Annotated in this window: 5 protein-coding genes; 2 read left to right on the forward strand and 3 right to left on the reverse strand. The window is 57.9% G+C overall.

Annotated elements, in window-relative coordinates; all coding sequences use genetic code 11:
* Positions 1-9: 9 nt before the first annotated feature.
* The gene (locus tag Pan97_RS20795) at positions 10-2,502 is read right to left on the reverse strand and encodes a c-type cytochrome (protein WP_165698885.1); all 2,493 of its coding nucleotides are present in this window, start codon (positions 2,500-2,502) and stop codon (positions 10-12) included.
* A 195-nt stretch (positions 2,503-2,697) separates the two neighbouring features.
* Positions 2,698-3,984, reverse strand: a complete 1,287-nt coding sequence (locus Pan97_RS20800; protein ID WP_144975975.1) for a PQQ-binding-like beta-propeller repeat protein — start codon at positions 3,982-3,984, stop codon at positions 2,698-2,700.
* A 296-nt stretch (positions 3,985-4,280) separates the two neighbouring features.
* Here Pan97_RS20800 and Pan97_RS20805 point away from each other — a divergent pair, with 296 nt between their 5' ends.
* Positions 4,281-5,108, forward strand: a complete 828-nt coding sequence (locus tag Pan97_RS20805; RefSeq protein ID WP_144975977.1) for a DUF4339 domain-containing protein — start codon at positions 4,281-4,283, stop codon at positions 5,106-5,108.
* A 147-nt stretch (positions 5,109-5,255) separates the two neighbouring features.
* Complete coding sequence (locus Pan97_RS20810; protein ID WP_196782171.1) at positions 5,256-8,813, forward strand: PVC-type heme-binding CxxCH protein; 3,558 nt, start codon at positions 5,256-5,258, stop codon at positions 8,811-8,813.
* A gap of 16 nt (positions 8,814-8,829) precedes the next feature.
* Here Pan97_RS20810 and Pan97_RS20815 read toward each other — a convergent pair whose 3' ends face one another.
* Positions 8,830-14,043 (reverse strand): SdrD B-like domain-containing protein, encoded by a 5,214-nt coding sequence (locus Pan97_RS20815; RefSeq protein ID WP_144975979.1) that lies wholly within the window; start codon positions 14,041-14,043, stop codon positions 8,830-8,832.
* Between the last annotated feature and the right edge of the window lie 10 nt (positions 14,044-14,053).

The raw sequence follows: 14,053 nt of genomic DNA on the forward strand, positions 1-14,053 counted from the left end.
AAGCAAATCCTAATTCTCGGCGAACATCTCGTTGCTGCGATCGCCTCGCGACAGAAGGTAGGCCATCAGGTCCTTGATTTCTTCTTCGGTGAAGTTGTCCAGCAGTCCCTCCGGCATCATCGACTTATCCGAGGGGACGATCTCTTCGATCGTGTTTGAGTCGACCATAGTCAGTGCGTTTGGATCGAGCATGTTGGTGTTCACCCGATAGGTGTCCCCAGCCAGGTTTACGATACGACCGACCACGACCTTACCGTCATCGGTAAGGATCTTGACGGCTTCGTATTGGTCGCTCACCTGCTTGCTCGGCAGGATGGTCGATTCCAGGATGTCTCGGGGACTGAAGCGGCCAGAGAGACCGGTCAGGTCCGGACCAATCGCCCCGCCCTGCCCCGCAAATCGATGACAGGCAAAGCAGCTTGCTTCGCCAAAGAGCTGCTGCCCCTTGTCGTAGTTGCGGTTCTTCAATGCCGAAGGCTCTACCACGGCGGCCAGGTCCTCGACGGTCCACTTCTTCACCAGCGTGCGAGGCTTGCCACTGAAGACGGGCGTGTTTGATTCTAGCTTCTTGTTCAGAATCGAAGCCAAGGCCTTCTTACGCTGCGGCGTAAGGTTCTCGACCGCTTCCTTCTTGATGTCCTGCACGAACAAGTCGAAGCTTGCCCCGCCGCGGTACGTGGCCGCTTTGTGGAACCAGCGGAAGTACTTTTCCTGCAGCTCGTCGGTCCAGCCAGCTTTCAGAAGCCGCAGGCTCTTGGCCAGTTCGATTTGCTGTTCCTGGGTCGGGGTGGCTTCCAGCAGGGCAACCAACTTCGGTGCGGCGACGGGTGATTGCAGGCGAACCAGCAGTTCGGCCAGCATGCGGTTCTCTTCCGGCGACTTGGCCGGCAGCAGTGGCTCGAGCTTCTTCAGGTAGCGATCACGAACGGAAGCGTCGTCTCCCATCCTTATCAGTACGAGGCCATAGGCCCGCAACAGATCAAGCTTCTGCGACTTGCTGGCCGCGGCATAGTCGATCGTGTCGAGCTTATCTAAAACCTTTTCACGCAGCGAATCATCGCCGGTACGAGCCAAGGCGATCGCAGTGTTGATCACGCTATTGGTATCGCCCAGGGCCAGCGTCTTTTCCTGCCAAGAGGCAGCGGGTTGGTGTTCCAGAGCGATCCGGGCTGCCTGACGGATGAAACGATCGTCGCTCCCTAGGTTGGCCAGCGCGAGATCCAGTCCTGCGGGATCCCTCGAGACGTGCAGCTTTTCAAGCTCTCGACGCAGCTTCATGGCTTCGTTGGTGCCAGAGGCAGCGGCCGTGGCTTCGGCCCCCTTATCACCGGTGTAGGTTACCCGGTAAAGGCCGGATTGAACCTTACGGCCACCCACGGTGAAGTACATCGCCTTGTCGGCTGGGCGAATAACGATATCGGTGAGTGGTAGCGGCGTGCCGGTGATGAACTCTTCGGCGGTTGCCTTATACGATGCTCCGTCTTCTTCGAGATGGACGGCATACAGCTTGCCATAGCTCCAGTCGCAAGCGTAGAGCGCTTCTTCGTATTTTTTCGGGAAGTTGGCACCGTAACCGAACGCAACGCCGGTCGGCGAACCAGGACCGATGTCGATCGTAGCCGGCGTGCTGTCGGGGTAGTATTCAGGCCACTTGCCGGATCCGTTTCGCCAGCCGAACTCGGCACCGCTCACGACATGGCAAATGCGGGTTGGACGATACCACGGCGTGTTCAAGTCCCACTCCATGTCGGCATCGTAGGTGAACAGTTCGCCGTCACGATTGAACGCGGCGTCGTATTCGTTGCGGAAACCGACCGCCATCAGTTCCCACTCTTTTCCTTCGGGATCAATCTTGGCGATGTATCCACCTGGAGCCATCTTGTCTCGCATGAAGCCACGACCGTAAATACGCGGCAGGATCAGGTCTTCGTCCCAAACCTGCGGTACGCGCGAGGAAGCGAAGTCGGTCAGATTGGTTTGATTGCCGCAAACCACCACCAGGTGCTTGCCATCAGGATGCAACATGACGGCATGCGGACCATGCTCGCCGCCACCATTGAGCTTGCGCAGCTCAGTGACCTTGTCCAGCTTGCCGTCTCCGTTGCTGTCGGTCACGCGGTGAAGACCGCTGGGAAACTGACCGCTGTTAACCACGACGTACAGACTATCGAAGGCCCAGATCAACCCTTGGGCTCCACCGATCTTGACGTCGATCGGGGTCACGGCGACCTCGCCTTTGGTACCGGCGTCGGGCACGGCCACATGGTAAAGCTTGCCATACTGGTCGCAGACAATCAGATTGCCATCGGGGCCAACGCACATACTGACCCAAGATCCCTGCTGATCTTTGGGCACCGAGTAAAGTAGTTCCACGTTGAAACCATCAGCGACCTTGAAGTGCTTGGGATCAGTGGCGGTCAGCTCCTTGGCCAGCGCTACGCCGCCCATACCGAGCAGGAGCGCGAAGGTGCTGAGGAGGGTCCAAACTTGCTTTTTTGTCATTGAGATCAACTCACCAGGCAAAAACATAAAAAAAAACGCTAGAGTCTTTCAACTCTCTTTCGGGGGACTTTTCAATCTAATCACAGCCGTTGCGGGCTTTCAACTCCCTTAGAAACGCTATATGGTCGTTTTAAACCAAAAAAGGGGGCACCGAGCTAGCTCGGTGCCCCTTTCGAGTTGTGAGCTGTGGACGACTTACCCGCGCAGGTCGTAGCACATCAGCTTGTCTTGTTCGCGAAGGTAAAGCTTGCCATCCACAATGACGGGGTGCGACCAGCTTTCTTTCTCCTGGTATTCAGGCGTCAGCGTTCCTTTCAGAACGTACTCGGTCGGGTTGGCTTCCACCAGCGCCAACACGCCTGACTGATATCGGTAGATCAGATTTCCGTCAGCGTACAGAATCGCCGCCGATCCCTTCCCCTCGGGGCGGAAGTCGCCACCCCACTGCACCTTGCCGGTCTTCATTTCGACGCAGATCGGGAAGCCACTGTTGTGCTTGGTGCCGGCGTAGATGTAGTCGCCGACTTTAATCATGCCGCCGTGATGATTCTGGAACGTCTTGGCATCGAGGAAGTACACTTCTTCCGCTTCGATCTTGCCGCCAACGTTCTTCAGGTGAACCAGAGCCGCCCCGGTTTGATACCCGGTTGAAGCGAAGATGTAATCGCCATCGATCACCGGGTCGGGAATGTTGGCAGTTCCGTTGGCAACAGCGTTGTACGACCACAACAGGTCGCCGGTGTCGGCATCGACGCCAATCAAGCCGCGGCCGATTAGCTTCACGTATTGCTTCTTACCGGCTGCATTACAAACCAGGGTCGAAGAATAGCCAGCTTCATCTTTGCCTTTCTCACCCAACTTGGCATCGCCACGCGGGGTCACCCAGATTTCTTTGCCGGTCTTTTTGTCCAGACAAACGAGCAACGCCTTGGAGGAGCCCGCACCGCAAATCAATTTGTCGCCGTCGATCAGCGGTGATTCGGCAAAGCCCCAACTTGGAAGGGACGCCCCGAATTCCTCTTGCAGGTTTCGCTTCCAGGCGACGTCACCCGACTTGCGATTCAGCCGGGCAACGGTCCCTTCCGACATCACCACGTACAGGTCTTCGCCATCGACGGTCGGCGTGCAGCGCGAACCGGTATAGCCGTGCTTGGGGACTTTCGAGGTCAGGTTTTGCTTCCAGGCGACCTTCTTCGAGTTGAGGTCAAAACAGACGACCGCCTGACCGTCGGAGAAGTTACCGGTGGTGTAGAGGTCGTTACCAACGATCGAAACGCTGGCGTAACCTTCGCCGAGCCCTTCGGCCATCCAAAGCAGCTTGGGTTGTTTCTCTTCCCAATCGGAAATCAATCCGGTCGCCGAGGACTTGCCGTTTCGCTGGGGACCGCGCCATTGGGGCCAATCTTGATCATTCTCGGCGGACCATGCAGGGACGGTGCAGCTCAGCAGCAGCAGAGCGATCGTGGTGTACCGGCTATTCATGCCATTTCCTTGATATTAAAGGGGAGGGACTCAGGTAAGGGAGGCGATTATGGAAGGCAGGATCGCCGTGAGATAGAATAGAGGTACCTAATTTGCAGGTGAACCTCGCTTGAGGAAAGTTTAAACGGGGTAAAATTCCCTTGCAACTGATCGGTAAATTCACTACCCCATAGATTCAGCAGGTTTGCTGCCACAAACGTGCAGACTACCCGGCAGGCAATTTTGCCAGGTGGGTTGAGCCTGTAAATTCCCGAACACCCTGTCGTATCTCTTCTCGTGGGAATGGATTGGCCCGAATGCCCTCGTCTTCGTCTAGCTCGACCCAATCAGAATTGCGGTGGTATTACGCCATCGACGACGCCCACGTGGGCCCCGTCTCGGCGACCAAGTTTTGGCAACTGGCCGAAGAAGGCGTCATCAAGGCCGATACCCTGGTCTGGTGTACCGGCTACACCGATTGGGTCCCGGCCAAAACGATTGACGGGCTCTTTCGATCTCGCCTGGGACGTTCCAGCGATTCCAGCTTCTCAGGCAGTTCGCCCAGTGCCGCTCAGCTCAACCCGACTCCGATGAAGCCCCCACCGACTGAGGATGCCTCTTCCGAACTCGACTCGACGCTGCTCATGCAAATCGCCAAGTCAGGCATCCTGCTGGGACTGCTTTGCATCGTATTTACACGGGGTTGCGATCAGATCGATCAGGCACGCGTTGACGGTCTCTCCGCACAGCGGAGCATTTCCGAGCAGGAATTCAAACAACGCGAAGCGTCCGAGATCGCACCGCTCCAGGAGAAGGTGGACGAACTGCAATCCAAAGAATTCGTGACTGCCGAAGACAAGAAACAACAGCAGGAAGCCATCGAGGCCCTGCGGACCGCCAAGGTCATGATGGCCAACGAACAGAAGCGGATGGAGTCGGAAGAGTGGGGGCCCCTCCGCGCGGACGAAGCCCGTGCAGCGTCCGAGAAACTCTCGGTACAGTTGTTCCGCCGAATTGCCGGTCTATTGGGGACGACCCTGACGCTTCTTGGACTGGGGATCGCTCTTTTCTATAGTCCTTCCGACCAACAGTTGGGGATTTGGATCGTGCTGGCCGTTTTGATCGCAGCGGCCTACCTGGCTTAGGTCATGATCTGAGCAATTTCACAGGAGACCTGTTTATTTTTACAGGCCATCAGCGTTTTGATTGGAATGCAGGCCGCTAGATTTTACATTGGGTAGAGATCCTTTCCTGTTCGCCATGCCCCACTCCCCTCCTCGGAAAGCTCCTCGATGTATCGCGATCCTTTACGAATTGTCCTGTTCGCGGGGCTCATGCTGGCCGTTTTCTCCCCGGTTCAAGCGGCCGAGAATGACGACAATTTCGTTCCCCGTCGTCAACAAGGGGTGCCTGGCCCTCCTCTTTCGCCGCAGGATGCAATTGCCAAGATGACCGTTCCCAGCGGGTTTTCGGTGGAAGTCGTCGCGGCGGAGCCTGACATCGTGAACCCGGTCGCGATGACGTTTGATGAAAAGGGACGCATCTGGGTCACCGAGAGCTTCGAGTACCCCCGCTCTGAGCCGGGCCCCGGCCGCGATCGCATCAAGGTGCTGGAAGACACCGACCAGGACGGGGCGATTGATAAAGTGACGATCTTTGCCGAGGGGCTGAACATTCCCTCAGGGATTGCCGTGGGCTACGGCGGCGTGTGGGTCGCCAATGCGCCGGACATCCTCTTCCTGCAAGATACCGACGGCGACTTGAAAGCGGACAAGAAGGAGGTCGTCGTCACCGGCTTCGGTCGGACTGATACGCACGAACTCCCGAACTCGTTGACCTGGGGTCCTGATGGCCACCTTTACGGGTTGAACGGCGTTTTCAACTACTGCCACGTGAAGCATCGAGGGCAAGACTTTGTGTTCACGTGCGCCATGTTCCGGATCGATCCGCGTACCCGCGATTTCGAGCTGTTCTGCGAAGGGACCAGCAACCCCTGGGGGATCGCCTTCGACCCCAACGGTCAGGCCTTCGTCAGTGCCTGCGTGATTGATCACCTGTGGCATCTCACCGAAAGTGGCTACTACCATCGGCAAGGCGGTCCGTACCCTCCACATACCTGGAAGATTGAATCGATCGTCAATCACAAGCACCAAATGGCTGCCTATTGCGGGATCGAGTACTTTGACAGCGACGCTTATCCTCAAGAGTACCGCGACTGTTTATACATGGGCAACATTCACGGTGGCTGCGTGAATGTCGATGTTCTCGAGCGAGACGGCTCGACGTACTTTGCCAAGCCGCGTCCCGACTTTCTGACCGCCAACGACGTCTGGCACATGCCGGTCGATCAGAAGACGGGCCCTGATGGCTGCCTGTACGTGCTCGACTGGTACGACCGGTACCACTGCTACCAGGATGCCAGGGCCCGTCCCGGTGACGTCGATCGCTTGAAAGGACGCCTTTACCGCGTTCGCTACGAAAACACTCCGCGAGCCCAACCGTATGACCTCAGCCAGGAAACGGACGACGAACTGATCGCGCGGCTCGCTTCCGCCAATCGCTTCTATCGCGATCAGGCCCAGCGCGTTCTCTCCGAGCGTGCCAGCACCGATGCGATCCCCAAGCTGGAGTTGGTCGTGTTGGACGAGTCGGCCTCGCAAAAGACCCGCCTGCACGCGTTGTGGTCGTTGATCGGTGCTCGTCAAATGTCCGATGCGTTCTCATTGAAACTCCTCTCGCACCCTAACCCGCAGCTACGCAGCTGGGCTGTTCGCTACCAGGGAACCGTCGCGTCCGACAGCCCTGAGATTGCCCAGCGCATTCGCCAGTTGGCACGCGACGAAAGCCCTGACGTCCGTCTGCAGGTCGCCACGCTCGCCCCGCAAGTCGATTATCTGCCGACGGTTCCGACGCTGTTGGAAGTCTTGCATCATTCCCAAGGGGACAAGCTGATTCCGCACATCGTCTGGCAGAACCTGCATCCGCGGCTGGAACAGGAAACGCCTCAGTATCTCGTACTGATGCAGCAAGCTCCGTACGCCCAGAGTAAAGCCACTTTGTCCCTCCTGCCGCGAGCCGCCACGCGGATCCTCGGGACGCCAGGGCTTTCGGTCGAACATGTGGCGACGCTCGTGAAGCTTCTTGCTTCCCAGAAGGGACAAGAGCAGCAACTGGCTGCCTGCCTGGAACGCATCGCCGCGCAAACGCAATCGCGGGAATTGACCGGCGATCGGCTCACGCAGCTCAAGTCGCAGCTGGCCCAGTCCCTTTCCGAAGTCATGGCCATGGGTGCCAAGCACCCAGGCTACTACCATGCGGCGAACCTGGCACTGGCCTGGAATGACACCAATGCGATGAAGATCGTCCCACAGGTCTTTGCCTCGAACGCAGCGCCGACTGACCGCCGCATCGCCGCGCTCGATGCGATGCTCTCCGCCGGGCATCCCCAAGCCATTGCCCTCGTGACGAAGTATTTCGAGTCTGCCGACAACAACCAGGACGAAGTCGGGCGAGTCATCCAAACGCTCGGCAAGTCCGATTCGGATGTCGTCGCGACGCTGCTGCTGGAACGCCTCGACTCGCTCTCGGCGGAGAACCGTCCCAAAGCGGTGGAGGTTCTTCTGCAGCGGCCTGCGTGGACGTTGCTGCTGCTGGCACAGATTGAAAGTGGCAACGTTCCCAAAGACATCTTGTCAGTCAATCAGCTTCAGCGATTGGTTGGCACTTCCAGCCCCGATGTGACCGAGAAGATTGCCTCGATCTATGGCACTATCAAGACCGGGCGAGATCCTTCTCGCACGTTCATCGTCGCCCAGATGCGGCGGTTGATTTCCTCCAAGGAGGGTGATCCCCACCGCGGGATCGAAGTCTACAACAAGCTGTGTGGGCAGTGCCACAAGCTGCACAGCAAAGGGCAGGAAGTCGGCCCTGAGATCACCGTCAACGGGCGAGGCAACTTCGAACAACTGCTCTCCAACGTGTTCGACCCCAGCCTGGTCATTGGCAAAGACTACCAGGCCGTCACGGTGCTGACGACGGAAGGACGCGTCCTTTCCGGGCTGCTAGTCGAGGACAGTCCTTCACGGGTCGTCCTCAAGATGCAAGGAGGCAAGCTGGAAACGGTGGCCCGGGATGACGTCGACGCGATGAAGACCTCCGACACGTCGCTGATGCCGGAGGGAATCGAGAAGCAACTTTCACCTGAAGAGATTCTCGATCTGTTCGCCTATCTGACCCTAACGAAGCCACCGTCAGATCCTAAAGCCGAGTTGATTTCTGGCGCCGGCGTGATCGACCCGAACGCCATTGTACTTCCTTCCACGGCTCACAATCTCCTGGCAGACGCGAAGATATCGACGAACGTGCCCGAGTTTGATGCCGGCAAACGTGGTGAAATGCGCGATCTGATCTTCATCCCTAAGACCGGCAAGTTCGTACGAGACTCGCAGTGGCACGAGATCGGAGTAGGTGGCGGGGCAGAGCTGGGCATACTCAGCGAAGAGAACGCGGTGACCTGGACGGCATCCTGGGACAAGCCGGTCAGCATCAACTTCCTGACCCTGTCAGGCACGTATCCGAACCAACCTCAAGCGGACACGGCCTGGGCGGTGGAAGTGAAGATCGATGGCACTTGGCAAACGCTCGAGCGGGGCCAAGGGGGCTGGTACAACAGCGGCCGTTTCGTGTGGGGTTGGCCTGGGGCGGTGAGCGTGCCGATCGAAGCGCTGCGTGTGAAGGTGTTCAGCCGAGACGAAAAGACCCCTGTTCGCAGCATTCATTTCCGCGGCGAAGAGGGGTTCTCATGGTTTGCTGGCAATCTACTGCCGGAAACGAGCGTTGTCCGGCAGTAGTCCTGTTTGCCACTAATCAACCGGCCTTACGACTGGCGACCGTGACCGAACCTTCCTTGTTGGCGTGGAACACGCCAGGATCGTCGGTGCCGTTGCCGTCCCAGTCGCCGACGGTCGGCACATCGTCCCACTCGCCAAGTTGGAAGACCTTATCGGTGGGCTCCATGACGTGGTTGCCGTTGTCGTCAACGATCCAGTTTCCACCGCGATAGACGCCGATTTCATCGATGCCGTCGCCGTTCCAATCACCCACGACCGGAATGTCCCCTTCTTCACCGTAGGCGAAGGCCGCATCGACTTCCGGGTTCCAGCGACCGTCCCCGTTGGAGTCGACGTGCCACGTTCCGTTGCGGAAGACGGCGATAGTGCTGATGCCGTCCCCATTCCAGTCGCCGACCAATGCGTGATCGCCGCCGACGCCAAAGTGGAACGTATGATCGATCAGGTCCTGGCGGAACTTGCCATGCTGGGCGACCTTCAACACGCGGGTACCGTGCGGAGCGTGCTCTTCTTTCGGCGGAATGTTCTTGGGCTTTTCGATGGAAACGAAGTTGTTCTCCGCATCAGGCAGGCCAGGTTCTTCCTTCACGGCGCGAGGGTCGTTCGGCCAGGCTTTGCCGTAGATGCCGATATCGTCCTTGCCATCGCCGTCCCAGTCACCTACGACCGGCTGATCGCCATCGTGACCCAGTTTGGCGTACATGTCTTCGTCGTCCCAGCGACCATTGCCGTTGAGATCGATGAACCAGTGACCATCGATGAAGACACCCAGTTCGCTGACTCCGTCACCATTGAAGTCGCCGGCGACCGGAATCGCATCCTTCGAGCCAAACAGACGATGAAGCGTTTCAGACTCTTCCCCTTCCTCGCCATCGGCCAGCAAGGTCCAGCTTGCCTGAGCGAGGTTTTCGGTGTTCCAAGGATTGAGGTCCCCGTTGGCCGAAGTGAGCCAGAACGATTCCGAAACTGCAACCGGTTCCTTACCCCGCGGATCGCCCGCATCGACGATACTCAGGTGCCAGGTGAAGCCGACCGCTGCCCCACCGTAGGGCTGAACGATTGTCGGCAGAGCCAACAACTCGGCCGGAGGAATCAGTTCTGGGCTTGGTGGCGGTACGGCAACCGGAGGAGGCGTTACCGGTGGAATTCCTGGTGGAATCTCTGGTGGTGGAATGAATGGCACGACGCGGATTTCGCTGAAGTTGTTTTCCTGCGATTCGGTTCCGCCGACCACGAAGATCCGAATGATCGCGTCGTTGCCTGGGTTGACCGACAGGGCCGAAACCTCAGGGCCGATGGTACCGGGGTTCACGGCCAGACCACCGGTGGTACCGACCGTATCGATGCTGTCGATGTAGCCATCGGGATGAATCTGATACACGGCATAAAAGCCGGTCTTGAGTCCATCAAATCGGTAAAAGCCATTGGCGTCGGTGACGACTCGGACAGGCCCATCGCCATAGATCCCTTGCAGCACCACGTCGCTATTGCCGTAAATCGGCTGACCCGAGAAGCCATCGCGAAGTTCGAGCACGACGCCAGCCAGTGGGGTATCGTCCGCCGTACGTAGCCCGTCGCGTAGCGAAGCAATATCGGCCGGTACTTCTCCAGTAGCATTCGAGATCACGGCACCATCTTGGAAGACGTAACCCGAAAGGGAAGCTGGCGGCAGTTCGCAGAAGTTGTGTTCGTCGAGGTGCTCGCCGGAATGGGTGACGATGCTCGAGATGACGTCGGTCACCGAGGCATCGGCCAGCCCGTTATGATCGATCTGGCCCCCCTGGAAGTAATTAGCCGGTTGCGATTCAACGACCGTGTAAGTGCCCGGCGGCAGGCCCTCGAATTGGTAATGACCATTGGCATCGGTGAACGTGGTGGCGATCTCGTTGCCGCCTGCATCGAGAAGCGTAATCTTCACGCCCGAAAGAGGCTGCTCATTGGGATCGAAGATACAGTCCTGATTCGGGTCGACGTGCACGAAACCACCGATCGAGGTCGGCAGCACTTCGCCGAAATCGTACTCAATACCCGATTGACCAAACTTCAGGTCGATCGTGTGGATCACGTCGCCAGGGTTCGTCGCGGAACCAATGGTCGATCCATTGATCGTACCAGCAGCGTCCAGACCGTCGAGGTAACCGGTTGGCTGCGTTTCGACAATCCGATAAACGCCCTTGGTCAGGCCAGTGAAGTGATAGAAGCCGTTATTATCGGTCACCAGGGTATTGACCAGGTTACCGTTCTCGTCGAACATGCGAACGGTCGTTCCGGCGATCCCTTCTTCCCCGGCTTCACGAATGCCGTTGTTGTTGCGGTCGTGGTAGACGTAGCCCGAAAGATCGGCAGGTTCGCTTTCGCAGAAGTCGTAATCTTCCCCATGCTGACCGGCCATCAAGGTGATCGTTTCAATGCGGTCGTTCCCGCCAAGCTCGCCGACGTGGATTCCATCAATGGTACCAATGTGGTCACCGCCATCGATCAAGCCTGGTGGCGTCACTTCGACAATCGTGTAGGTTCCCGGCAAGAGTTCGCCGAAGTAGTAGTCGCCATTGGCATCGGTTACGGTCGACTTCAACAGATTGCCAGCGGCATCGTAGAGATGGATCGTGGCACCCTCAACGGGCCGTTCGGTTGCGGAATCGAAATCACAATTCCCATCCTGGTCGGTTAGTCGGACCGTTCCCGAGATCGAGGCGTACAGGAATTCGCCAAAGTTGTAGTTGATACCGTGCTCGTCGCTACCGATGGCGATGCTGTTGATTTCGTCGCCAGGGTTCACCGCCACGCCGCGAACCACTCCGTTTATCGTACCGGCCTCGTCGAGTCCATCCTGGTAGGAAATCGGGTGCGTTTCGATCACGCGGTAGTTGCCAGGGACCAGATCGAGGAACTCGTAGTAGCCGTTCTCGTCGGTGGTGGTGAAGAACGTTTCGTTGGTGTCGGTATTGATGAGCGTAATGGTGACGTTGGCGATGCCTTCTTCACCGTCGTTCTTAGTGCCGTTCACGTTACGGTCGTGGTAGACGTAACCGCTGAGCGAGCCGTGTTTGATTTCACCGAAGTTGTATTCGATACCTTCGTCGCCCCATTTGACGTCGATGGTGTTGATTTCGTCCCCTGGGTTGACGGCGGCACCGACCGTGGTGCCAAAGATCGTACCGGCCGTGTCGAGGCCGTCGATGTACTCAAATGGTTGAATTTCGGCGAGGTGGTACTGCCCCTTGGAAAGTCCGACGAATTCGTAGAAGCCGTTGGCATCGGTGATGGCCAGGCCAGCAGGGATGTTGTTCTCGTCGTATAACTGAACGAGCACCCCTTCGATACCCTCTTCGCCTGCTTCACGAATGCCGTTATTGTTACGATCATGATAGACGTAACCCGAGATGCTGGCCGGCAGGTGTTCGCAGAAGTCGTAATGAACACCCGAATCGCCCGAGAGCAGTTCGATATCGGCGATGCGGTCGTTGCCGTCGAGGTTACCAACATGGATCCCGCCGATCGTCCCGACGTGGTCGCCACCATCGATCAGCCCTGGAGGAGTGATCTCTTCAATGGTGTAGACGCCAGGAAGCAGGTTACCAAAGTAGTAATCGCCGTTGGCATCGGTCGTGGTAGTCGCTATGAGGTTGCCTGCACTATCGTACAGATTGATCACGGCACCTTCGATCGGCGTCGTTTCGATCCCCTCGCCGTAGCAATTCCCTTCCGGGTCGGTCAGGTGAACGTGACCGCTGATTTCAGCAGGGCGAATCTCACCGAAGTTGTAGTTGATCCCTGAGTCACCACCCTTGAGCGTGATGGTACTGATGCGATCGCCTGGGTTGTTCGCGGCCCCCTTGATCACGCCATTGACGGTACCGGCGGTGTCTTTCCCGTCCTGGTAGGTCGGCGGCTGAACGACTTCCTGCACTTCGTACACGCCCGGCGGCATATTGGTGACTTTGTAGTAGCCGTTGGCATCGGTGGTCACCAAGAACGATTGAGGATTGCCCAGCACGTCGACCCCTTGCACGCGGATCTGAACGCCAGCGATCCCTTCTTCGCCTGCCTCTTTGATCCCGTCGTTGTCGCGGTCGTGATAGACGTAACCGTCGATCATCGCCGGCGTGGCTTCCGCGAAGTCGTAATCGATCGCCGCGGTGCCGCCCAGTGGAATGGTGATCTCAGTGAGCACGTCCGGATCGCCGGAAACGGTCGAACCGGTCGGGGTTCCTTCCACGGTGCCTGGTACAGCACCGACGCTGAAGTAACCGGTCGGCTGGGTTTCTCGAACCTGGTAGGTGCCTGGCTGGAGTCCGAGGTCTTCCCCGAAGAGGTAGTTACCGTTGGCGTCGGTCGTTACGGTATACCCCGTGTTGACGAAGACTCCGCCTTCCTTCTTCCACAGCGTGAGCGAAACGCCTGCGATGCCTAGCTCGCCGGTATCTTGTGTAAGGCTGAGGTTCGGGTCGTGGTAAACCGTACCACTGATGCTAATCGGCAGCGGCTGCTGAACGATGCTGCCGAACGCGCCGTCGGTTCGGTCTCGATGTCCGGTCGAGTTATCCTCGGGAAGATCCAAGCCAGACTCGGCCAGCTTGGAATCGTACATGTCGTAGAACTTGGTGTTGATCGTGGCGTTCTCGTAGTGAGCCGCCGAGAATTCGCCGGTGAGCAGCGTTCCGTGAAATTCCGCCCCCGAAGCGATCGGGTCGATCAGCGTTTCGGCTGGGTTGCTCGGATCGTAGATGATGACTTCGTCGACGTCGATCGAGAATCGCAGTTCTTCGCCAGCATCGAAGCCGACGAAATCGAGAATCAAACGGCTACCCCCGTCGGTAACCGTCGCGGTGATCGAATCAATCCCGTTGGCCGAAACGATCTGGAACGGAAATGAAGCATCGGCTCCTAGTCCACCAGGCGTGATATCGAAGATCATATCGCCGGTACTGAGACCAGGCAGGTTGCCAAAGTTTTCAATCTGGTCCCCATCGAAGATCAGACGTGTCAGCTGCGTTCCCTCGGCGCCACCTTCGAAAGTGACGATGAACGTATCGCCGTGCTCGTCACCGCCGGCGCCGTCCTCTTCGTGGTAGATCGCACCAAGCTGAATCGGATCGGCCGACATCACGCGGCGTGCTTCGAGTGCCTCGAGCCCGCGCGAGCGAACCGGACGATTGAGTGCAGCGTTCTTGCCGCCACCAAAAAAACTGCGAAAACGACGCAATGCGTCTCGATAATGGAAACCCATCAGGCGACTC

The organism is Bremerella volcania (assembly GCF_007748115.1).
GTDB classification, from domain to species: Bacteria; Planctomycetota; Planctomycetia; order Pirellulales; family Pirellulaceae; genus Bremerella; species Bremerella volcania.

Excerpts from the sequence above, each read along its gene's own strand:
- Pan97_RS20800 (WP_144975975.1), bottom strand. The coding sequence starts at position 3,984 with ATGAATAGCCGGTACACCACGATCGCTCTGCTGCTGCTGAGCTGCACC.
- Pan97_RS20810 (WP_196782171.1), top strand. The coding sequence starts at position 5,256 with ATGTATCGCGATCCTTTACGAATTGTCCTGTTCGCGGGGCTCATGCTG.
- Pan97_RS20805 (WP_144975977.1), top strand. The coding sequence starts at position 4,281 with ATGCCCTCGTCTTCGTCTAGCTCGACCCAATCAGAATTGCGGTGGTAT.
- Pan97_RS20795 (WP_165698885.1), bottom strand. The coding sequence starts at position 2,502 with ATGACAAAAAAGCAAGTTTGGACCCTCCTCAGCACCTTCGCGCTCCTG.
- Pan97_RS20815 (WP_144975979.1), bottom strand. The coding sequence starts at position 14,043 with ATGGGTTTCCATTATCGAGACGCATTGCGTCGTTTTCGCAGTTTTTTT.